The 21468-nt window shown below is 71.0% G+C and carries 18 protein-coding genes and 1 pseudogene; 5 read left to right on the top strand and 14 right to left on the bottom strand.

What is annotated here, in order from left to right; genetic code table 11:
* Window positions 1-512: 512 nt before the first annotated feature.
* Complete coding sequence (locus CES90_RS17995; RefSeq protein ID WP_189781218.1) at window positions 513-3866, top strand: S8 family peptidase; 3354 nt, start codon at window positions 513-515, stop codon at window positions 3864-3866.
* A 195-nt stretch (window positions 3867-4061) separates the two neighbouring features.
* Here CES90_RS17995 and kstD read toward each other — a convergent pair whose 3' ends face one another.
* The 7 genes and pseudogenes from kstD to CES90_RS17970 form a co-directional block, all read right to left on the bottom strand.
* A complete protein-coding gene (gene kstD, locus CES90_RS17990) occupies window positions 4062-5816 on the bottom strand; it encodes a 3-oxosteroid 1-dehydrogenase (RefSeq protein WP_229913651.1) in 1755 nt (584 codons plus the stop codon).
* 438 nt (window positions 5817-6254) lie between these two features.
* Window positions 6255-6485: a hypothetical protein gene (locus CES90_RS49655; RefSeq protein ID WP_229913625.1), complete on the bottom strand. Its 231-nt coding sequence runs from the start codon at window positions 6483-6485 to the stop codon at window positions 6255-6257.
* A gap of 24 nt (window positions 6486-6509) precedes the next feature.
* Complete coding sequence (locus CES90_RS51625) at window positions 6510-6674, bottom strand: hypothetical protein (RefSeq protein WP_332836429.1); 165 nt, start codon at window positions 6672-6674, stop codon at window positions 6510-6512.
* 188 nt (window positions 6675-6862) lie between these two features.
* Window positions 6863-7651, bottom strand: a complete 789-nt coding sequence (locus CES90_RS17980) for an AAC(3) family N-acetyltransferase (RefSeq protein ID WP_189781216.1) — start codon at window positions 7649-7651, stop codon at window positions 6863-6865.
* A complete protein-coding gene (locus tag CES90_RS17975; protein WP_189781529.1) occupies window positions 7644-8279 on the bottom strand; it encodes a hypothetical protein in 636 nt (211 codons plus the stop codon). Before CES90_RS17975 ends, CES90_RS17980 begins: the two co-directional genes overlap by 8 nt.
* Window positions 8215-8394 (bottom strand): annotated as a pseudogene (locus CES90_RS51980) (hypothetical protein); the annotation flags it as partial. The pseudogene CES90_RS51980 and the gene CES90_RS17975, both read right to left, overlap by 65 nt.
* A gap of 56 nt (window positions 8395-8450) precedes the next feature.
* The gene (locus tag CES90_RS17970; RefSeq protein WP_189781215.1) at window positions 8451-8633 is read right to left on the bottom strand and encodes a hypothetical protein; all 183 of its coding nucleotides are present in this window, start codon (window positions 8631-8633) and stop codon (window positions 8451-8453) included.
* Between the two features lie 154 nt (window positions 8634-8787).
* On the opposite strand from CES90_RS17970, the gene CES90_RS17965 reads away from it, so the two are divergent.
* The gene (locus CES90_RS17965; protein ID WP_189781214.1) at window positions 8788-9702 is read left to right on the top strand and encodes a DUF4231 domain-containing protein; all 915 of its coding nucleotides are present in this window, start codon (window positions 8788-8790) and stop codon (window positions 9700-9702) included.
* Between the two features lie 26 nt (window positions 9703-9728).
* Here the strand turns inward: CES90_RS17965 and CES90_RS17960 are convergent, their stop codons facing one another.
* From CES90_RS17960 to CES90_RS17940, 5 genes are all read right to left on the bottom strand, one after another.
* Complete coding sequence (locus tag CES90_RS17960; RefSeq protein ID WP_189781213.1) at window positions 9729-10217, bottom strand: hypothetical protein; 489 nt, start codon at window positions 10215-10217, stop codon at window positions 9729-9731.
* Window positions 10218-10350: 133 nt separating this feature from the next.
* Window positions 10351-11430, bottom strand: a complete 1080-nt coding sequence (locus CES90_RS17955; RefSeq protein ID WP_189781506.1) for a rod shape-determining protein — start codon at window positions 11428-11430, stop codon at window positions 10351-10353.
* Window positions 11431-11658: 228 nt separating this feature from the next.
* Window positions 11659-13017, bottom strand: coding sequence for a carboxyl transferase domain-containing protein (locus CES90_RS17950; RefSeq protein ID WP_189781212.1), 1359 nt, complete (start codon window positions 13015-13017; stop codon window positions 11659-11661).
* Window positions 13010-14470: an acyl-CoA synthetase gene (locus CES90_RS17945; RefSeq protein ID WP_189781211.1), complete on the bottom strand. Its 1461-nt coding sequence runs from the start codon at window positions 14468-14470 to the stop codon at window positions 13010-13012. Before CES90_RS17945 ends, CES90_RS17950 begins: the two co-directional genes overlap by 8 nt.
* 348 nt (window positions 14471-14818) lie before the next feature.
* Window positions 14819-16240 (bottom strand): non-reducing end alpha-L-arabinofuranosidase family hydrolase, encoded by a 1422-nt coding sequence (locus tag CES90_RS17940; RefSeq protein WP_189781210.1) that lies wholly within the window; start codon window positions 16238-16240, stop codon window positions 14819-14821.
* A gap of 434 nt (window positions 16241-16674) precedes the next feature.
* Between CES90_RS17940 and CES90_RS17935 the strand changes: the two genes are divergently transcribed.
* Complete coding sequence (locus CES90_RS17935; protein ID WP_189781209.1) at window positions 16675-17130, top strand: ASCH domain-containing protein; 456 nt, start codon at window positions 16675-16677, stop codon at window positions 17128-17130.
* Between the two features lie 180 nt (window positions 17131-17310).
* Here CES90_RS17935 and CES90_RS17930 read toward each other — a convergent pair whose 3' ends face one another.
* Together CES90_RS17930 and CES90_RS17925 are read right to left on the bottom strand one after the other, a co-directional pair.
* A complete protein-coding gene (locus CES90_RS17930) occupies window positions 17311-18027 on the bottom strand; it encodes a tetratricopeptide repeat protein (RefSeq protein WP_189781208.1) in 717 nt (238 codons plus the stop codon).
* 95 nt (window positions 18028-18122) lie between these two features.
* Window positions 18123-19187, bottom strand: coding sequence for a MerR family transcriptional regulator (locus CES90_RS17925; RefSeq protein ID WP_373313282.1), 1065 nt, complete (start codon window positions 19185-19187; stop codon window positions 18123-18125).
* A 376-nt stretch (window positions 19188-19563) separates the two neighbouring features.
* On the opposite strand from CES90_RS17925, the gene CES90_RS17920 reads away from it, so the two are divergent.
* Window positions 19564-20400 carry a DUF3152 domain-containing protein gene (locus tag CES90_RS17920; protein ID WP_229913650.1) on the top strand — a complete coding sequence of 279 codons (837 nt, stop codon included), beginning with the start codon at window positions 19564-19566 and terminating at the stop codon, window positions 20398-20400.
* A 61-nt stretch (window positions 20401-20461) separates the two neighbouring features.
* The gene (locus CES90_RS17915; protein WP_189781205.1) at window positions 20462-21367 is read left to right on the top strand and encodes an ATP-grasp domain-containing protein; all 906 of its coding nucleotides are present in this window, start codon (window positions 20462-20464) and stop codon (window positions 21365-21367) included.
* Window positions 21368-21468 lie beyond the last annotated feature (101 nt).

Genomic DNA, 21468 nt, shown 5'->3' with positions numbered 1-21468 from the left:
CGCCTCAACCGGCGGTCACAGGGGTGAGACCGAGGCCCATGGCGGCCTCCTGAAGGGCGTTGACCAAGACAGAGGCTCCGGCCCCGAGCGGGTCGGGCGCCGGACCGCTGCGATGCGGCGGTGCCCGGCTACCGGGACGGTGGGGAGGGTCCACTGTTTCGGGTGGGGCGTCGGCCAGGGCGAGGGTGGGGACCACGGCCGCGCCCAGGCCGGGCTCGCACCAGGGCGAGGGCTGTGGGGAACTCGCGGCAGGTGTGGACGCGGCGTGCGGTGAGCTCGTACTGGGCGGACATCCGTTCCAGGGCACGGCCGCACGCGGTGGTGGGCGGGGCCGAGACTCAGGGGCGGTCGGCGAGATCCCGGACCGAGCGGGGCGGCGGTGACCAGTCGGCGGGGGTGATCACGCGTTCTCCCCTCCCCGGATTTGCGAGCGCCTCCGAGAACCGATCACGGCTGAGGCGCGTGATACCGGAGAACGCGTTGGCATGCACACGAGGGCGGGGGAAACGCGAGTGGTATCCACAGCACGCGCGAGAACGGCGGCACTGGCCGCCGTAGTGGCCGGGGCGCTGGTCACGGGAGCGGTATCGGTCGGGGGCCAGTCGGCGCAAGCCGCCGGCTCCACCGCGCAGGACGGGACGAAGACCCGGGCGAAGGTGAAGCCACCGGCGACCGTCACATTGATCACCGGCGACCGCGTGGTCGTCGGCTCCGACGGTCAGGTTGTTCGGCTCGTGCGCGGCAAGGGCCGTGAGAAGATCGGCTTCTCGCTGCGGCGCGAGGCCGGCCACACGTACGTCGTCCCGCAGGACGCGCTGCGCCTGGTCGCCGACGGCGTGCTCGACCGGCAGTTGTTCGACGTCGCGCAGTTAGTCAGGGACGGCTACGACGACACGCGTCGCAGCACGCTGCCGCTGATCGTCGGCTACCGGCAGGTCGGCGCAAGGGACTTGGCAGCCGCCGGCGACCCGTTCGCGGGCGTGGCCGTCCGCGAGCGCCGTGCGCTGCCCGCGGTCGGCGGCGAGGCCTTCGCGGCACCCAAGACCGGTGCCCCGGCGCTGTGGGCGGCCGTCACGAGCCGCTCTTCGGCCCGTACGGCAGGCGGCACGGCCGCCCCGGCGCGGCCCATCGCCCACATCTGGCTGGACGCGAAGGTCCGGGCCGCCCTGGCCGAGAGCGTGCCGCAGATCGGTGCGCCCGCCATGTGGAAGTCGGGCTTCACCGGCAAGGGCGTCACGGTGGCGGTCCTGGACTCGGGCGTGGACGAGACCCACCCGGACCTCAAGGGCGTCGAGATCGCGCAGAAGAACTTCAGCGAGTCCCCCGACGTCAAGGACCGCTTCGGGCACGGAACGCACGTGGCCTCCATCCTCGCCGGGAGCGGCGCGAAGTCCGGCGGCCGCTACAAGGGCGTGGCGCCCGACGTGAAGCTGCTGGACGGCAAGGTCCTGGCCGACGACGGCTTGGGAGAGACCTCGGACATCGTCGCCGGCATGCAGTGGGCCGTCGACCAGGGCGCGCAGGTCGTCAACATGAGTCTGGGCTCCCCCGACACCCCGGGTGTCGACCCGAAGGAGGCGGCCGTCGCCCGGCTCTCCGGCAAGGCCCTGTTCGTGGTGGCCGCGGGCAACGCGGGCGACGAGCCCAGCACGCTCGGGTCGCCCGGCAGCGCTCCCGCGGCACTCACCGTCGGCGCCGTCGACAAGCAGGACCGGATCGCCGACTTCTCCAGCCGCGGCCCGAACGCCGACGGCAGCCCCAAGCCGGACATCACCGGCCCCGGCGTGGACATCACCGCCGCCCTGACCACGCAGAGCGACGTGCCCTCCAGCGAGGGCTACGTGTCGCAATCCGGCACGTCGATGGCCTCCCCGCACGTCGCGGGCGCTGCCGCCCTGGTGCTCCAGCAGCACCCCGACTGGAGCGGAGCGCGGCTGAAGGCGCTCCTGACCGGTTCGGCCAAGCCCAACCCGCTGCTGAACGCCCATCAGCAGGGCGCGGGCCGGGTGGACCTGGAGCGCGCCGCCACCGCCGTGGTCGTCTCCGAGCCGGGCTCCCTCGGCTTCGGCATGCAGGCCTGGCCGCACGCCGACGACAAGCCGGTCTCCAAGACCCTCACCTACCGCAACTACGGCACCCGGGCCGTCACCCTGCAGCTGACCGCCTCCGGGGTCGATCCGTCGGGCGGACCCGCCCCGGCCGGCATGTTCACCGTCAAGGACACCCGGCTCACCGTTCCGGCCGGCGGCACCGCGAAGACCACCGTCACCGCCGACACGAGCAGGGGCACCCTCGACGGCGTCTTCGGCGGCACCGTGCTGGCGTCGGGAGACGGCCAGCAGGTGCGCACCGGTCTCGTGGTCGAGCGCGAGGTGGAGTCGTACGACGTCACGGTGCGGCACATCGACGCCGACGGGGCGAACCCGGCCACCTACGCGACGACGATCAATTTCGTCGACGAGCCCGGCGAGTACGTGGAACTCCCGTACCGCGCGAACGGCACGGTGGTCCAGCGGCTGCGCAAGGGGTCCTACCAGCTGGAGAGCCTGGTCTTCGCCGAGGACAACGAGCTCGGCTTCTTCGTCCAGCCCGTTCTGCAGGTGACCGGGAACGTCACGGTCACCCTCGACTCCCGCAAGGCGAAGCCGTTCGCCGTGAAGGCCCCGGATCCGGCCGCGAAGCTCGTCACCTCCACCGTCGGTTACTCCGACGACTCCGTGGGCGCGTTCAACACCTGGTCGACCAGCGGGGTGCCGCCGATCCGCACCGCCGCCCTCGGACCGGCATCCGCCACGATGCGGGCCCAGTTCCACGGAGTGTGGAAGAACCCCGGCGCGGCCGGCAAGAACGTCGACTACCGGCTCGCCTTCAACCGCAAGGGGAGCTTCTTCACCGGCCTGACCCGCACCGTCACCCGGGCCGAGGTCGCGGAGGTGAAGCTCGGCTTCGGCGCCTCCGTCACCGGGGCCAAGGGCCAGGTCCACATCACGCCGCTGGACGAACTCGGAAGCAGCGTCGGCATACAGGAACCGCAGGAGCAGAAGCTGCCGCAGGCCACCACGCACTACCTCAGCACGGCCGGCGTGCGCTGGTCCTGGACGGCCGCGCAGCTCAACGCCCGCAACGAGGTGCGCATCATCTACACCAAGAAGCAGGTGACCTACAAGCCGGGCTCCAGCCACACCCTGAGGTTCAACACCGGCGTGGTCGGCCCCGATATCGCGGCAGGGAGCCCGGAGGAGCAAGGTGCCAATCGGACCGGTGACTACATCGACGCCAGGATCCCACTGTTCAACGACGGCAGCGGCAACCCGGGGTCCTCGACCGTCACCACCGGCTTCGCCCGGCTGGAATCCGGCGGGCGGATCCTCGGCGAGGGCTCGGCCACGGACTGGCTGAGCGCCGAAGTCCCCGCCGCCTCCGCCGCGTACCGCCTGACGGTCGAGGCGAGCCGCTCGGCCGAGGACACCTCCACCAGCACGAAGGTGGCAGGGGTGTGGACGTTCACCTCGGCCCGGCCGGCGTCGGACGGCACGGCCAGGCTGCCGCTGTCGACGGTGCGGCTCGCGCCGAAGCTGAGCCTGCGCGGGACGGCTCCGGCGGGCAGCACGCTCGCGGTGCCGCTGAAAGTGAGCGGCGCGGCCGCCGTGGCCGGGCAGGTCGCCGCGCTGACCGTGAACGTCTCCTACGACGCCGGCCGGACCTGGAAGCCGCTCACCGTGACGACCGACGCGAACGGGGCGCGCTCGGTGAGCGTGAAGCACCCGGCGACCGCCAAGGCCGTGTCCTTCCGTGTGGACCTCAAGGACAAGGGCGGCAACACCGTGCGAGAGACGATCATGAACGCCTACCGGCTCGCTCCATGAGATGACGCTACGACGGTGACTGTTGTACGGCACCTGTGAACCCTCCGGCCTGGTCCCCGCATCTGCGGGATCAGGCCGGAACCGCGTCGGGCGTCGGGCCGGCGGTGTGCAAGGCCGTCGATCATCAGGGTGAGCGTGAAGCAACCTGCGTTGCAGTTCGTCGCGGTCAAGGACCCATTCCTCCACGGAGATCCATCAGAAGGGCCCTCGGGGTGCCTGGAGGTTGTCCGCGATGTCCAGCGCCGCCACGTACCCGAAGGTCATCGCGGGCCCGATCGTCGAACCCGCCCCCGCGTAGCTGCGGCCCATCACGGCGGCGCTGGCGTTGCCCGCCGCGTACAGGCCGGGGATGACCGAGCCGTCGGGGCGCAGGACGCGGGCGCGGGCGTCGGTGAGGAGGCCGCCCTTGGTGCCGAGGTCGCCCGGGACGACGCGGAGGGCGTAGTAGGGCGGCAGCCACAGGGGTGCCAGGCAGGAGTTGGGCCGCACGGAGGGGTCCGTGAAGTAGTGGTCGTACGCGCTGTCGCCACGCCCGAAGTCGGTGTCCTCGCCCCGCCGGGCAAGGGAGTTGAAGCGGTCGACGGTGGCGCGCAGGGCGGCCGCCGGTACGCCGATCGCGGTGGCCAGCGCGTCCAGTGTCCACGTCTTGTGGACGGCCCCGGCGTCGTACCACTCGTCGGGGAACGGGAACGTCGGCGCGATGTCCTTGAAGAGGTACCGGTTGCGGTAGTTCTGGTCGACGATCAGCCAGGCCGGGATGTGTGCGGCGGACGGGGTGTCGCGCTCGTACATGGTGTGGACGACGTCGCTGTACGGTCCCGCCTCGTTGACGAAGCGTGCGCCCGCCGCGTTGACCAACAGGCCACCGGGGAGGGTGCGTTCGACGAGGCAGAACCACGGCTGCCCGGGGGTGGGGATGACCGGCCCCCACCAGGCGTCGTCCAGCAGGTCCGTCGCCGCGCCCACCTGTTGCCCCGCCCGTATGCCGTCCCCGGTGTTCTCCTTCGCGCCGAGGGTCCACTCGGTCCCCACCGGCTGCTCCTGGTACCGCGCGCGCATGGCCGCGTTGTGCTCGAAGCCGCCGGAGCCGACGATGACGCCGCGCCGGGCGCGTACGAGACCGGGGGCGCCGTCGCGGGTGACGACCGCCCCGGCCACCGCCCCGCCCTCCATGTACAACTCCGTCAAAGGGGTGTTGAGCCACACCGGTACGCCGGCGGCGAGGAGCCCCGCGCGCAGTCCGCCCGCCAGGGCCTGCCCCATGGTGAGCGGCTTCTGTCCGAGCAGCGCGGCCTTCGTCCCCCGCGCGAGGCACTCGGTGGCGACGGCGAGCCCTTTCGCGCTCACGGCGGTCAGGGCGAGCCACTTGTAGTCGGCGCCGAAGACGACCATGCCGGCCGGAGTGGACAGATACGACGGGTTCAGCCGGGCCAGTTCGTCGCCCAGGAGGTTCCCGTCGAGCTGGTCGGGCTCGATGGAGCGGCCGTTCGACAGCCCGCCGGGCAGCTCCGGGTAGTAGTCGCTGTACCCCTCCATCCAGCGGAACCGGAGCGGGCTGTTCGCCATGACGAAGGAGAGCATGGCGGGCCCGTGGTCCAGGAAGGCCTTCTGCCGGTCGGCAGGCACGTCGTCACCGACCACGGCCGCGAGGTACTGGGCCGCCTTGGCGGGGGTGTCCGGCACCCCGGCGGCCTTGATGACACTGTTGTTCGGCAGCCAGATCCCGGCCCCCGACCGTGCCGACGACCCCCCGAAGGTCGGCGCCTTCTCCACGACCACACAGCTCAGGCCCCGCTTGGCGGCGGTCAGCGCGGCGGTCATCCCGGCGGCTCCGGAGCCGATGACGACGACGTCGTAGGTGCCGAGGAGGGGCGGGGCGGCGGCGTCGGCCGTGCCCGTGAGCCCACCGGCCGCGAACACGGCCCCCGCCCCCGCGGCGGTACCGAGCACCCGGCGCCGCGAAGGCCCGGCCGGTGCGGTCGTACGTCCGGCCGGTGCGGCCGTACGTCTGTCAGGATCCGCGCTCTTGGGCATGCAGGTCGCTCCAGCCTGGCGATGGGATGGGTGGCCGTGCTGATCCGTGCTGCTCCCCGGGGGTGTTTGACTACTTGCATCCCGGATGTGGTGCGGAGTCTCGAATCTGACGTGGAGGTCCTGTGAAGTCAAGACGCGTGTAGGTCATGGCGCTCACGTGGCGTGAGCCGTATTCGTGCCGCAGCGAGCCGTGAAGTCGAGCGCGTCACATGGGAGTTGGTCGTCCGGAGTTCCTCATGCGGCGCGCCGGCGAAGCCGTGACCAAGCGTCGAGGCGCTGCGGACCTCGCAGTACGGCTGGATTGACGACGCGCTCGCGCTCACCTCGTCCTGGCGGACTCGCGGGCGGGGACGCTCACACCGCCAGTGGCTCCAGGTCCCGGTAGATCCGGCGTTCCCGGAGGGCCAGGCTGGTGATGCCGTTGCCCTCGCCCAGTTGGCGGCTCAGGCGGCGTAGGTCGGTCAAGGTGGCCTCGCGGAGGCGGTGGGACTCCTCCTCACGGCCGAGGGCGCGCAGTGTGAGCGCGGAGTTGCTGATGACGGCGAAGGTCTCGGGGTGCTGGGGGCCGAGGATCTCCTTGAGCATGTTGCGGGCCGGCTCCTCCAGCGCTCAGGCCTCCTCGACGAGGCCCCGCTCGGCCGGCACGTTGGCGTAGCTGGCGCGCGCGAACAGGGTGTGGGGGTGCCCTTCGCCCAGGACCTCGGTCATGCGCTGCACGACCCGCAGGAACAGGGCCTCCGACTCGTCGGCCTCCCCGCAGGCCCACTGGTGGATGCCGAGGTTGTTGAGCGCGGCAGGGCGTACGGGTGCTGCTCGCCCGCCACCCTCTTGTACTCCCCCAGCGCCGCCTGCGCCGCCCGCAGCGCCTCTTCACGCTGGTCGTCAGCGAACAGGTCGGCCGCCAGGTTCAGCTCGCAGGCCGGCGAGTCCGGGATCGCCAACAATGTGCCTTAACGCCACCTTCACCCGTTGGTTTGGTTCACGCCATTTTGTCCGCGATATCTGGACATCAGTTCACGGGCCGCGTCGACGGCGTCGCGCATCTGGAGGAGCACTGTGGCCTTTCCTGCCACTTCCCGCTCAGTGACAAGACCACGCGGAAGCCGAGCCCCGATCTCGCCGAAGTCCTGGTCGCACAGGTCGAGATCCTCGTACTCGATCCAGTTGCCCCTCGCCTTCACCACACAGCGGTAAGTCCGCACTGGCGGCGCGGACATCCGGTACTCGGCCAGATGGAACGCCGTGCACACCTCGAACCCGACCCGCAGCAGCAGGATCTGAGCGTCGGCCGCGTACAGCGAGGCCAGGGGCGAGCGCTCGCCGAGATGGCAGTACGGGTCGTGATCGGCGAGCAACTCGGCCGCCCGGGGCCCGAGCCCGGCGAAGGAGGTCTGCGGGTGGAGGCTGCGGACCGCACCGGGCGTGGTCCGTACGCACTCGGCGAGCGCGCCCATCGTCGGGCAGGGGGAGGCATCCGGCTCGAAGGGCGGCATCGACGCCCGGAACTCGGCCTTCTCCCGTTCGCTCATCCCTTCGGTCAGCCGGTGGTACGCGGGGGAGGTGTCGGAGTTCTCCGGCGTGAAGGCCGGCACGACGAGGGTGCCGCGCGGGCCCAGCGCGTCGAGGAGGACGTCGCGTACGGCGCCGGGAGCGAGGCCGGTTCCACCTAGGGACGCGTGCACCATGAGCACCCCGCCGACCCGGATCCCCAACGTGCCCACCGCATCTCGCAGCCGCGTCGGGTCAGCCATGGAGCCTCGTCCACTCCCGGGTCAGTTCGTCAGCGAAGTAGGCACCGTTTTCGGTGAGTTCGCCCGGGGCGAGGGCAGCGAGCCGGTCCAGGGTCCGCCCGGCCCGCGCCGGCGCCTCGGCGTCGTGGCGGGCTGCGGACGTGCCCAGTTGTTCGCTTGCCTCATCCAGTAGCCGTCCGGCGCTGCTGCCGGGCACGTGCAGATCCACGACCTCGCGCAGGGCAGTGAGTCTGGCCCTTCTTCCCAGCAGGGGCAGTTGACGCACGAATTCCTCCGATTCGAAGTCGACGGCCACTCCGAGCGCGCCCGGCCCGTGTGAGCCGAGCCGCAGTCCCGAGCCCGCCGCCAGGGGGGTGATCGTGGTGGCGAGCGACGCGTTGACGTTTTCACGCCAACCGGGCTCGCGCCCGTCCAGCATCTCGTACGCCGTGCGCAGCCGCTTGCCGAACAGCGCCAGGAGGGGGGACCCCTCAGCCCTGTCGAGTCCGAGTTGCCGGGCACGCACGCCGGGGTGGTCGGCGAACTCCTGGAAGCTGTGGTGGACCACGTCGTAGCCGGTGGCCGGGGCGCCGTCGTACGCCGACTGTCCAACCCTGGTCCGCGTGCTCGTACACGTAGCAGTGGTCACAGACGAGGTCGCAGCGACTGTGGATCTTGAGGACCAGTTGCTGGATGGACCGCTGAGCCTGGGAGTCCGTCACTTCCCGCAGTCCATGCGCCGGGTCGGTCACCGGAAGACCCATGGAACACCAACTTCCCTGACTGATCGGCTGGTTGACTCCGTCGGCAGTGGAAACTGCTAGATGGTCGAGGTGAACTCAGCCGACCTGTGGGGACGTCCGGGAAGGTCCGTCACCCGCGCGATCGACCGCAGGGTGCCCGGCGCGCTCGTGCCGATCGCCGTGAGCCGGGCGAGCCTCCTGGTGGCTGGCGGCGTGCTGTGTTCCGGGCGGGTCACGTTGATGATCAAGAGGCTGCTCATGGGCTGTCTCGTCTCTCCGCTCAGGGGTGGGGGACCACCCTCTGTCCTCGACTGTGACGGAATGCGCCGCCGACAGAGAGGCGGTGTGGTGCCATTCTGTTATTGACGAGAGCATGACTCGGTTGTCAATTCCATTGAATCCGCGAGGTCCTGCATGGTGTCGTCGCCCGGCCCCAGCACCACCGTGAGCGACCGCGATCTCCCCCCGTTGTTCCGCGTCAGCGATGAGAAGGCGCTGGCCCATCAAGGTGAATCCTTCCGAGTCGTCCGTACGCAGCTGGTCGTCCTGCTGCTGGCCACCGCGACCGCCTCGCTCGCCGAGCGGGTGGGCAGCCGTATCCCCTCGGGGATCGCCGCCGTTCTCTACGCCCTGACGATCGTGATCGGCGTCTACGCCTCCCGCCGCCGCGCCCGGGCCCACTGGCAGGCGCACCGGGCCGCCGCCGAGGTGATCAAGTCGCTGGCGTGGCAGTACATGGTCCACGGCGGCCCTTTTCACTCCCGTCTGCGCAACCCCGACGCCCTGTTCGCCGAACGGCTGGAGGAACGCCTCAGCGAACTGCGGAAGGTGGGGTGGGAGGACTCGCGGGAGAGCGCCGCCGAGTTGGGCCTCGGACAGATCACCGGGAGGATGCGGGAGGTACGCGCCAAGCCGTTCGCCGCCCGGCGCGACATCTACCTCCGCGACCGGGTCGTGGAGCAACTCACCTGGTACGGCAGCAAGGCCGGGCAGGCCCACCGGGCGTCCGTGCGCTGGTCCGGTGTGACGACCATGCTGACCTCGCTGGCCCTGCTCACCGCCGTCCTCAGGGCCGTCGGGGCGATCGGCAGCCGCTGGGACCCCACCGGCGTACTCAGTGCCGCGGCCGCCGCCGGTGTCGCCTGGCAGGAGGTCCGCCGACACCGCCCGCTGACGTACGCCCACTCCCTCATCGAACAGGACCTCGACACGCTCCGGATCGCCATGGGGACCACCGTCACGGAGGAGGGGTGGGCGGACGCGGTGGCGGAGGCGGAGCGGCTGGCCTCGCCACAACACACGGACTGGCTCGTGCGGTTCGGATCCTGACGGGGCGCCAGTCGACCTGGTGGGGATCAGGCACGGCGCACTCCGGGGCTCCACAGCACCGTCACCGGTACGCCCGTCCGGCGCGCGTAGGCGACGATGTCGGCCGTGCCGCCGAGGCCGCGGGCCGGGGCGCCGTCCCAGACGGCGACCATGCGGTCGGCGTGCTCGACGATGTAGCGGCCGGCCGCGTAGTACGCCTCGTCGTGGGTGCGTTCGTACGGCAGTTCCACGCGCTCGGCGCAGCATTTCAGGAGCCGGCGGTACGACGCCCGCACCTCGTCGTCGCCGAGATGGGTCTCGTAGTCCATGCCGGGGATGACGGCGGTCAGCGGGATGTCGCAGTCCAGGGCGATCTCCGCGAACAGTTGGTCCGCGCCGGCGGCGAGGCTGCTCAGGGCCCGGGCGGCCGGGCGGCCCTGTAACTCCGTACGGATGCCGGAGCGGACGGCGGACAGGGCGGCGTCCGGGATGTTGCGGTGTCCGGTGATGCCGATCCGGCTCACGGGCCCAGCCATCCGTGCGCTCACCTCCGTGGCCGCGGTCGTCAATCAACTCACCCTAGCGTCGGCAGAGTTGTACCGAAACGAGGCAAACATATGCTCGACGGGGCACGGGGGGGCTCACAGAGGTCTGGCGACGTCGTTCTGCTCAGTCGTCCAGCGGGTCGGTGCGGTCGTCCAGCGGGTCGGTGCGGTTGTCCGACGAGTAGAGGGAGATCGGGGCGATGCGGCCCTCCAGCATCGCGCCGACGCCCAGGGCGGCGCACACGTCGGGGCGTTCGGCGATGTGGACCGGCATGCCGGTGGCGTGCCGCAGCATCTGGTCGAAGCCCGGAAGGAGGGCGCTGCCGCCGACCATCATGATGCCCCGGTCGGCGAGGTCGGCCACCAGGTCGGGCGGGCAGTCGCGCAACACCTTGCCGATGCCGTCGACGACGGCCGTGAGGGGGGTCTGGATGGCGTCGCGCACGGCGGCTGTGTCCACCTGGACGGAACGGGCCAGCCCCGTCGCCACGTCCAGGCCGTGGATCTCCGTCGACTCGGGCCCGTGCGGGGTGAGGCCGTTGCCGGAGAGGGCGAGCTGGAGCGGCCGTACGGACTGGCTGGGCAGGGTCAGCTCGTGGCGCAGGCGCAGGTGCTGCACGATCGCCTGGTCGATGGCCTCGCCGCCGACGGGGATGCGTACGGCGTTGACGACCGAGCCGAGGGAGAGGACGGCCAGCTGGGTGGCGGCGGCACCGCAGACCATGATCATGGTGGCCTCCGGCTGCTCCACGGGCAGGCCACAGCCGACCGCCGCCGCGATGAGGGTGTCGACCAGTTCCACGCGGCGGGCGCCGAGGCCCACCAGCGTCTCGATCGTGGCGCGCTGGGCGAGGGGGTCCGCGTCGTGCGGCGTGCAGGCGGCGGCGCGCAGCACGGGCTTGCGGCGCAGTGCGCGGCGGACCTTGTCGCCGAGCAGCTGGCGCAACATCCGCTGGGCCATCTCGATGTCGACGACCGTGCCGCCGGAGACGGGCCGCACGACCCTGATGTAGTCGGGCGTCCGGCCCATCATCCGCTCCGCGAACTCCCCGACCGCGATCAGCGCGCCCGTCCGTGTGTTCACGGCGGCGACGCTCGGCTGGTCCACGACCAGACCCGCGCCCTTCACATACACCCGGGTCCGCGCCGCCCCCAGGTCAACGGCGAAATGGCAGCGGCGCAACTGCTCCAGACTGTCGGTCATGGCGGTCATGGCGGTCATGGCGGCGGATCCTTCCGAGACACGGACCGTACGGGCCGCCGGTCGGCGGATCCCCGGTTCCCTGGTTCCCTTGCATCGTGTGTCCCGGGGCGGGGCGGGTGCCTGTTGGGGTGGGCCGGGTGGGGTGCCGCTGGATGGGTGGTTCCTGGTGGCGGCGGCCGTGTCTCGCTCACGTTCCGGCCGTCGGGCCGGTAATGCCGGTCATGCCCGTCATGCCCCACCCAGCGGGCCGCTGATGCCCCGTACGACCCTCAGTTCCACCAGATCCTGCGGTCGAAGCCGCAGCTCGTCCGCCGTTGCCTGGATCTGTTCCTCCGGTCGTTTCAATATGGCGGCTGCCAGCTCCGGGGCGATCACCGAGAAGTAGCTGTCCGGGGTGGCCCAGGTGTTGTCGGGGGCGGCGAGGGCGAGGGCGCCGCCGGAGCCCCCCTCGCCGATGAGGAGGGTGGTGACGGGGGTGCGGGCGGTGGCCACGGCGGTGAACAGGGCGGCGATGGCGGTGCCCGCGCCCTGGCGTTCCGCTTCGGCGTCGTTCGCGGCGCCGGGGGTGTCGATCAGGGTGAGGACGGGGATGTTCAGGCGGTCGGCCAGGTGGATCAGGCGGGTGGCTGTGCGGTAGCCGGCGGGGCGGGTGGGCGTGCCCAGCTGGGCGGCGTAGGCGATCGTCCGGCCGTCGTGTTCGCCGAAGCCGCAGAGCATGCCCGGGTCGGTGCCGCCGCCGACGCGGTCGCCGCTGATGGTCGTACGGCGGGTGAAGTAGGCGTCCAAGTAGGCGTCGGCGCGGGGGCGTCGAGGGGCGCGGGCGCGTTCCACGGCCTCCCGGCCGGTGGCGGGGAGGGTGGGGGACGCGGACAGGGCGGGGGGCGGGGGAGCCGGTTCCGTGGCGGGGTTGGTGAGGAGTTCCAGCCACAGGGTCAGCGTAGGCCGTAGGTCCTCCGGATGTACGACCGCGTCCGCCGCGCCCGTCGCCACCTGCGACTCCGCGGTGTACGCCGCCGGGTCCGCGTCGGGCGGGCGGACCCGGGAGCCGGCGAAGCCGACCTGGGCGGCGGGGAGGGCCAGGATCACATCTGCGCCGGCGCCGAGGGTGGCCCAGCCGCCGCCGGTCGTCGGGTCGCGGAGGACGGCGAGCTGAGGCAGGCCCGCCTCGCGGGTGAGTGCCGACTGGCGGGCCACGCGCTGGAGTTGGGTGAGGGCGCGCATGCCCTCCTGCATACGGCTGCCGCCGGTCGCGATGAGCGAGACGACCGGGAGGCGGTGCTCGCGCGCGTACGCGTATGCCGACTCCAGGCGGTCTCCGGTGCGTTCGCCGAGCGAGCCGCCCAGGAAGCCGAACTCGAAGGCGATCAGTACGGCCGCCGTCGGCCCGATCGTCGCCCGCCCGCATACGACGGATTCTTCCTCCCCGGTGCGCTCGGCGGCACGTGCGCGCGAGGCGTCGTAGCCCTGCCAGGAGAGGGGGCCGTCGGGGGCGTACTCCTTTGTGGGGGTGGGGGCTTCGAGTTCGAGTTCGGTGAAGTCGTCTGTCACCAGGGCGATGGTGCCGCGGGCGGAGAGGCGTTCAGTCATGGGTCCGCAGCGCCCGCTTCATGATCTTGCCCATGTCGTTGCGGGGGAGGGCGGTGAGGTAGTGGACGGTTCGGGGGCGCTTGTGGGGGGCCAGGCGGGTGGCCACATGGCTCGCCAACTCGTCGGCGGGAGGCGGGGATTGGTGGTCTGCCGGGACGATCCAGGCGACCACGCGTTCGCCGAGGTCGGGGTCCGGTTCGCCGGTGACGGCGGCCTCCCGTACCCCCGGGTGTTCGAGGAGCGCGTTCTCGATCTCACCCGCGCCGATCTTGTAACCGCCGCTCTTGATCAGGTCGGTGGCCTTGCGGCCGACGATCCGTACATAGCCGTCGGGATCCCGGACCGCCATGTCGCCGGTGCGGAACCAGCCGTCCGGGGTGAACGCGGCGGCGGTCGCGTCGGGGCGGTTGAGGTACTCCGTGAAGAGGTTCGGGCCGCGGACCTGGATCTCGCCGACCGACTCGCCGTCGTACGCCGTGAGGGGCGTGCCGTCGTCCTCCACGAGCCGCAACTCCACGCCGGGCAGTGGGACTCCGACCGTACCGGCGCGGGGCTCGCCGTCCGCGCGGACGCTGGTGTTCATCAGCGTCTCCGTCATGCCGTACCGCTCGATCACCCGGCGGCCGGTCGCCGCCGCGATCCGCTCGTGGTCGTGCACGGGAAGCGCGGCCGAGCCGGACACGAGCAGCCGGGCGCCGGCCAGCGCCTTCGCCAGTGCCGGGTCGGTGGGGAGCGCCTCCGCGATCCGGTGGTACATCGTCGGGACGCCGAACAGCATGGTCGCGCCGGACGACAGCTCCCGGGCCACCCCTTCCGTGTCGAACCTCCCGAGGTGACGGACCGCGCCGCCGCGCCGCAGGGGGCCGAGGATGCCGAGGATCAGACCGTGTACGTGGAAGAGGGGCAGGGCGTGGACCAGTACGTCGTCCTCGGTCCACTGCCAGGCGTCGGCGAGGGCGTCGAGGGTGGTGGCGATGGCGCGGCGGGGGATGACGGCGCCCTTGGGAGGGCCGGTGGTGCCGGAGGTGTAGACGACCAGGGCGGGGGAGTCCGGGGAGATGTCCTCGAAGGCGTGAGGCCCGCCCTGTCCCCGTAGTTCTTCTACGTCGATGTCCACGCGCTCCAACTCGCCCAGCGCGGCTGGCAGTTCGGTGCCGGGGGCGGTGAGGGTCAGGGTGGGTGCGCTGTCCCTCACGATGTGGCCCAGCTCGCTCTCGCCCGACTTCGGGTTGAGCGGTACGGCGGGGACTCCGGCCAGCAGGGCGGCCACGACACCGACCGCCGTCTCCAGCGTCGGGGTCGCCCAGACCGCCACGCGGCCCGCGTCGCGCAGGCGGGGGGCGAGCGCGGCGGCCGCGGTGGCGAGTTCCGCGTACGTCAGGGAGCGGTCGCCGAAGCGGAGGGCGGGGTGGGGCGCCGGGGTGCCTGCCAGGGCGGGGAAGAGGGAGGACACGCGAGGTAACTCCTTGATCTTGGCCGGTGCTCCCACCCTTCAGGGCGGAGGTGAAGGCCATCTCAAAAATGCTCTGACCTTGACTTGAAGCATGGATCCGCGCTGTTGATCTCAGCTTACGGGGCGCTGCTGGTTCTCGACGTACTGACGTACGACGGTCAGCAGTGCCCCGCCGGTCCTCCTCGCCGTGATGAAAGTCCGCGAAAGAGAAGGAACCCCAGCCGACGCGCGGCTGGGGTTCCTCGAGGTGGTGGGTATCGGTCAGCGGGTGGAGTCGCCCCCGTCGTAGACGGCTCGTCTACGCGTCGGCGGACCGCACCACATCGCGATCACCGTGGATCAGGCTGGTCAGCGCTGCAGGGTGAGCAGGCCCGGCCGGTACGGCAGTTGCAGGTAGTCGGGGACGTTCGCGTTGGGGTCCCTGCCCTGGTAGAGGAACTGCAGGTTGCAGGGGTCGATGGTCATGGTCTGGTCGGGGTTGTTGCGGACCAGGTCACCGTGGCTGATGTCGGTGGTCCAGGTGGCACCGCTGTTGGCCTTGCCCGCGAAGGGGCTGCTCTCGGTGCCGGCCTGCACGGTCCACGGACCGTTCAGGCTGGAGGCGGTGAACGAGCGGAAGTAGCGCGCCCCGTTCGTACCCTTTGCCTCGACGATCATGAGGTACTGGTTCTGGCCCTGGACCTTGTAGACCTCCACCGCCTCGAACAGTTTGTCCTCCGTGTCGCTCATGACCGTCGTGTACGACGTGCCGAAGCTGCTCGGGAAGTTCCCGATCGGCATGGTCGACTTGAAGATGCTGCCCGCGTCATTGGCGAAGAACAGGTACATGTTCTGGTCGTCGCCGATGATGGTCGGGTCGATCGGGCCGCCTACGGGGAGGTCGCCGTTGAACAGCTCCTGCGGCGCGGACCAGCCGTTGGGGTTGGTGGGGTCGCTGGACGTGCGGTAGGTGAATTTCCAGTTGGTACCCCACCCGTTCGAGATCAGCACCCAGATGTTCTTGGGCGCGAAGTAGAACAGTCTGGGCGCCACCGCGAGCTGGTTCATCTGGGTCTGGGTGGCCGAGCCCATGTCGGACCAGTTCGTGAAGGGACTGAACATCATCGAGCGCCATCCCGATGACGTGGCGTTCGTCGCGTAGACCAGGTGCTTGCCCTGGTACGTCACGGTGGTGAAGTCCTTCAGCGAGTACCACCCGTTCGCCGGCTGCGCCAGCGGACCTGTGGAGGTCCACCGGTACGTCGACGGAAGAGGACACGAGTTGGACGCCCCGGACAGGCCGGTCCACTTCTGGTTGTTGCCGCCGGTGCAGTTCCAGAGCTGCACCGCCGTGCCGTTGGCCGTGGCGCCGCCGCTGACGTCGAGGCACAGCCCGGACTCCACGGCGACGATCGTGCCGTCGGCGTTCGCCCGCCACTGCTGGTTGGTACCGCCGTTGCAGGACCAGATCACCGGCCGGGTACCGGCCGTGTTGGCGTGGCCCGGGACATCCAGGCACTTGTTGCCGTACACGGTCAGCTGGTTGCTGTCCGTCAGCGTCCACTGCTGGTTGGTCCCGCCATGGCAGTCCCAGATCTGCACGTTCGTGCCGTCGGCCTGGCTGGCGCCCGACACATCGAGACACCGGCCGGAAGCGACACCGCGCACGGCGCTGGTGGTGGCTGCCTCGGCCGGGGTGGCGACGAGCATCGCCGCCAGCGCGGCCAGGGCCGCAACCGCGGCGGCGAGCACCGCAGACGGATGTCTGCGGCTGAAACTTTGTCTGTGCATGGGGACCTCGGGATCCTGGAGCAAGCGGTTCTGGTCGGCGCCCGTCGGAGGCTGTCCGGGTTGTCGGTGCGGCGCGGCCCTGGCGTGTTCGCCATGTCGAACAAATGTCGAAATGTCGAGCGAGCTGGATGAGATGATAAAGATCCGGTGACCGGCGTCAATACCTCTCGCATAATCCGCGAGCAAAGCATTCGCAGGGCTGCACGAATGTAACCTCGCAGGTCAGCCGATGGAAGAGCCGACCTGTGGGGATGGACAGCCCCTTGACGTCGGGAGCGGGGCCGGTTTCGCGCTTGAGCGGGCACCCGGCTTGCAGAGGCAGGCCCCCGCGGCTTGGCCTGCTGTCGTGGGACGTGCTGCCGGTCCACAGGTCGGTGAGGGTGAGCGACCCTCCGGACAGGCCACTTGTGCGGATGGGTCGCTACTGTGACCACATGACGACGGACGCCACCTCACCCGTGAACCTCGCGTCGATGCCCAGAGCCGAGTTCGCCTTCCCCGGCCCGCTGCGCGACCAGCTCGTCGCAGCGATCCTCAGCGGTTCCAAGACCTCCACGACAGGGCTCGTCGTCGACTACGAGCATGAAGGGGAGCCCCTGCCGGAGGTCGGGAGTCGTTCGGTGGTCATCGACTCGGACGATCGTCCCGTCGCGGTCATCGAGGTGACCGGCGTACGCGTAGTCCCGCTGGCGCGGGTGGATCTCGCTCACGTGGTGGACGAGGGAGAGGGGTACACGAGCGTGGCTGAGTGGCGGGCGGGCCATGAGCGGTTCTGGCACAGCGAGGAGATGCGTGCGGCGTTGGAGGACCCTGGGTTCACCGTGGACGACGCGACGCTCACGGTTCTGGAACGCTTCCGCCTCATCGCCGACCTGCGCCCCGCCGATTGACCATCCGGCTGTCGCTCACTGGACATGAGCCGCCGACCGGCCCTGCTTGTCGACGGGTGTGCCGCTGACCGGCCCTGCTTGTCGACGGGTGTGCCGCTGACCGGCCCTGCTTGTCGACGGGTGTGCCGCTGACCGGCCCTGCTTGTCGACGGGTGTGCCGCTGACCGACGACAGGGTCCCTCAGTGGCGACGCCACCAGCGTCGTTTGCGCGCGGCCCGGAGATTCCGGAGGTTGTCGGCCGCGACGGGGTTGCCTGCCTCTGCCGACCGGCGGAACAGGCTCTCAGCCTCGTCGAGGTCGCCGCGGTCGGCCAGGAGGCGTCCGAGGTTGTTGGCGGCGTCGGCATCTCCGGCATCAGCGGCCCAGCGGAACAGGCTCTCGGCTTCGTCGAGGTCGCCACGGTCACGGACCAGGAGGCCGAGCAGTACCGCACCGTGGGTGTTTCCGGCATCGACGGCGCGCCGGAACCAGGTCTCGGCCTCGAGGAGGTCGCCGCGGTCACGGAGCAGGACTCCGTAGTTGCCGGCGCCATCGGGGTCATTGCCCTCGGCCGCCTGGCGTAGCCAGGGTTCGGCCTCGGCGGTCTCGCCGCGCTCGTTGAGGACGGCTCCGAGGCAGAAGGCGGCCCGGGCGTTGCCGAGTTCGGCGGCCCGACGCCACCACGCCTCCGCTTCGGCCCAGTCCCCGTCCGCGGCGAACAGCATGCCCAGCACATGCGGCTCGCCCGGTGAGTCCGGCTCGATGGCGCGCATGTACCGGACGTGAGCCTTCTGCTCTTCACCGGCCGCCCGCAACTGGAGGCCGAAGCGGTAGACGGCGTTGATTTCGCCCACGTCGGCGGCCACCTCCCGCCCGGGGTACGGGAGTTCAGGTGTGCCCGCTGAGTCCGCGTCCATCGTCCGCCTCTCCTTCCGCCCTGCCGGAACGGCATGGAGATTATGGCTCAACCACTGGTCACCTGCCCCGGATGATCTCGGTACGGCTGGTGTGATCACGGCGTCGGAGCATCTCCACCCCCCACCACATCCGCCACCACACAGCTCACGTTGTCCGGTCCGCCCGCCTGATTCGCCTCGGCGACCAGCGTGCGTACGGCTGCTTCCGGGGCCGGTACGGAGGTGAGGATCCGCTGGATGGCGGGATCCTCCACGACCGAGGACAGGCCGTCCGAGCAGAGGAGGTAGCGGTCGCCGGGGTGGGCGTCCTGGAGGCGGAGGTCGGGGGTGGAGATGGTGTCGTCGGTGGTCAACGCCTTGATGAGCAGGGCGCGTTGGGGGTGGGTCGTCGCCTCCTCGGGGGTCAGTCGGCCCTCGTCGATCATCGACTGGACGACGGTGTGGTCGTGGGTGATCCGGAACAGTTCGCCGTCGCGAAGCAGATACGCGCGGGAGTCGCCGATGTGGACGAGGGCGAGCTGGGAGCCGGTCCAGAGCATCGCGGTGAGGGTCGTGCCGTCCTCGCCGCCGGCGATGTTCCGTACGGCGTTGGTCGCGCCCTGCACCGCGTCCTCCAGCAGGTTCAGCACGCTGCCCGCCGGGAGGGTCTCGCGGTCCAGGGTCTTCAGCGCCTCCACGGCCGCCGTGCTCGCGGGAGCCCCGGCCGGGCCGAAGCCGTCGGCCACGGCGAGGACGCGGGTGCCGGCGTAGGCGGTGTCCTGGTTGGCGGGGCGGACCAGGCCGGTGTCGGAGAGCGCGGCGTAACGGAGTTCCAGCATGGCGGTGTCCTCCTCGGGTGTAGGGATGAGGTGGTCCACGAGGAACGCGGCCAGGTCGCGTCGGGTCGCCGTCTCGGCCTCGACGCCGGCCCAGTACGCCCGGATCTCCCGGGCCGCCGGGCCCGGCGGAAGCGCGCACACCGTACGGATGCGGGCCAGTGGCATGCCGAGCCGGCGCAGCCATGCCACCAGCCGGGCCCGCTCCAGTTGCTCGGGGGCGTAGTAGCGGTAGCCGGTGTCGGGGTCGACCCGTGCGGGCCGGAGCAGGTCCAGCTCGTCGTAGAGCCGCAGGGCCTTCGGCGACAGGCGGCTCGCCTTGGCGAAGGCCCCGATCGTCAGCATCGTCCCCATGGCTCCCCCTTCGGCCTCGGCCGTTCCTCGTTCCGTTCCCGATGCTGGGGCTTCCCCGAAGGTGAAGGTCAACTGACAGGGGCTTGTGGTGAGTTGTCGGGTGAGCTGTCCCACGCGTGGTCCGGAACGGCGCCGGGCCGGATCAAACATCCGTTATCGTTCCGTGATCACTCGGGCGGCATCCGATCACACGCTGATCACACTCTGAAGGAATATGACCGCGCACAAAGCACCATCCGGGCGTCGAGGCAAGGCCCCTGCGCGCCGGGCGAAGACCTCCGGACGTCGGGGCGGCGCCCCTGGGCGGCGGGCGAAGAAGAGCGCCGCACGTCGTTGGAAGGGCCCGTTATGGGGAGGCCTGGCGGTGGTGGCCGTCCTCGGCGCCGCCGGGCTCGCGGCCATGGTCTGGGCGCCCGGCGACAGGGAGGAGCTGTCCGCCGACGCCGTGCCCAGCTCGTCGCCGAGTGAGTCGGTGAGCGAGTCCGCGAGCCAGTCGCGGAGCCCTTCGCCCAGTACATCCCCCAGTACGTCGCCCAGTGGGTCACCGAGTACGTCGCCGGACGCCACCCTCAGCAAGGCGCCGACCGAGACACCCGGCAAGTCCCCGAGCACGTCACCCAGCTCGTCCCGGATCACCATCCCCGAGACCGGGCCGGGGACGTTCACCACGGCATCCGGCACCAGTGCCAAGGTGGGGCAGGGGCGGACCTGGCGCTACCGGGTCGAGATCGAGAAGGGCCTGGAGCTGTCCGCCGCCGATGTCGCCGAGGAGGTCGAGGGCATCCTGAGCGACCCGCGCGGCTGGACGACGGACGGCAAGTCGGCGTTCCAGCGGGTCTCCGGCGGCACCACCGACTTCGTCGTCAAGGTCGCGACCCCCGGCACCGTCGACGACATCTGCGGCGAGCTCGGCCTGAACACCGGTGGCGAGTACAACTGCCAGGCCGGCAAGAACGTCATGGTCAACCTCAAGCGCTGGGACTTGGCGACCCCCGTCTACGCCGACGACGTCAAGGCCTACCGCGCCCTGATCATCAACCACGAGGTCGGCCACTTCCTCGGCCACGGCCACGCCGGCTGTCCGGGCGAGGGCGAACCGGCCCCGGCGATGATGCAGCAGATCAAGGGCATGGACGGCTGCGTTCCCAACGTCTGGCCGTACGACGAGCAGGGACGGTTCCTCACGGGGCCCGCCGTACCCTGAGCCGGAGACCGGTCGTCCGAGCGGCCGTCCCAGGCGACAGCCGTACGAGAATGGAGTGCCCGTGGCCCGCACAGCCGCCCCCCGCATAGCCCTCGCCACCTACGACTCCGGGCCGGAGGCCCATGCCGACCGGGATCTGCCGGGGCTGGTGGGCGCGCTGCGGGAGGCGGGGGCGGACGCGGTGGCCGTGAGCTGGGACGACCCGGCGGTCGACTGGTCAGGTCACGACCTCGTCGTCATCCGGTCCACCTGGGACTACAGCTGGCGCGCGGCCGAGTTCGCGGCCTGGGTGGAGAAATGCGGCAAGGCCACCCGGCTCGCCAACCCGGACGAGGTCGTGCGGTGGAACACCGACAAGCGGTACCTCGGGGACCTCACGAAGGCCGGGGTGCCCGTCGTGCCCACGGCCTATCTCGCGCCGGGCGACCCCGTCGACCTTCCGACCGCGCACGAGTACGTCGTGAAGCCCACCTCCGGCGCGGGCGCCCGGTTCGCTGCGCGGTACACCCCCGAGCAGCGGGACACCGCCGTACGGCATGTCGAGCGGATGCACGCCGAGGGGCTCACTGCGATGGTGCAGCCCTTCGTGACGAGCATCGACACCGCCGGTGAGCGGGCGCTGCAGTTCTTCGGCGGGCGACTGCTGCACGCCAGCCGGAAGGGGGCGGTGCTGGCGCCCGGCACGGCGTACGACGCCGACAAGGTCGCCCACCCGGACCTGGTGCCCTGGACTCCGACCGAGGCCGAACTCGCCGTCGCCGAACGGGCGTTGGCCGCCGTACCGGTGGCCGTACCGGGCGCGCCCGAGCTGCTGTACGCGCGTGTCGACCTCGTCACCGGTGAGGACGGGCAGCCGTGCGTGATGGAGTTGGAGCTCGTCGAGCCCAACCTCTTCCTGTGGCTGCACACCGACTCGCAGGCCCGCGTGGCCGAGGCGATCCTCGCGGCGGCCACCGCCCCGCACTGATCCCCGTACGCACCGAGGCGCCTCACTCGAAGAGGCGGCAAATCCAGGAAGCCGCCGCACCGCCCGTGCCCGCTGCCTGCCCTTCGCGGTTACAACAGCTC

The sequence above is a fragment of the Streptomyces capitiformicae genome (assembly GCF_002214185.1).
Taxonomy (GTDB): domain Bacteria; phylum Actinomycetota; class Actinomycetes; order Streptomycetales; family Streptomycetaceae; genus Streptomyces; species Streptomyces capitiformicae.
This window is presented reverse-complemented; position numbering and strand designations above follow the sequence as displayed.

Coding starts and splice junctions, on each gene's coding strand:
- CES90_RS49655 (WP_229913625.1), bottom strand. CDS start 6,485: ATGCTCAAGGAGATCCTCGGCCCCCAGCACCCCGAGACCTTCGCCGTC.
- CES90_RS17935 (WP_189781209.1), top strand. CDS start 16,675: ATGACGACGGACGCCACCTCACCCGTGAACCTCGCGTCGATGCCCAGA.
- CES90_RS17955 (WP_189781506.1), bottom strand. CDS start 11,430: ATGACCGACAGTCTGGAGCAGTTGCGCCGCTGCCATTTCGCCGTTGAC.
- CES90_RS17930 (WP_189781208.1), bottom strand. CDS start 18,027: ATGGACGCGGACTCAGCGGGCACACCTGAACTCCCGTACCCCGGGCGG.
- CES90_RS17940 (WP_189781210.1), bottom strand. CDS start 16,240: ATGCACAGACAAAGTTTCAGCCGCAGACATCCGTCTGCGGTGCTCGCC.
- CES90_RS17950 (WP_189781212.1), bottom strand. CDS start 13,017: ATGACTGAACGCCTCTCCGCCCGCGGCACCATCGCCCTGGTGACAGAC.
- CES90_RS17960 (WP_189781213.1), bottom strand. CDS start 10,217: ATGGCTGGGCCCGTGAGCCGGATCGGCATCACCGGACACCGCAACATC.
- CES90_RS17925 (WP_373313282.1), bottom strand. CDS start 19,187: ATGCTGACGATCGGGGCCTTCGCCAAGGCGAGCCGCCTGTCGCCGAAG.
- CES90_RS17970 (WP_189781215.1), bottom strand. CDS start 8,633: ATGAGCAGCCTCTTGATCATCAACGTGACCCGCCCGGAACACAGCACG.
- CES90_RS17980 (WP_189781216.1), bottom strand. CDS start 7,651: ATGGCTGACCCGACGCGGCTGCGAGATGCGGTGGGCACGTTGGGGATC.
- CES90_RS17965 (WP_189781214.1), top strand. CDS start 8,788: ATGGTGTCGTCGCCCGGCCCCAGCACCACCGTGAGCGACCGCGATCTC.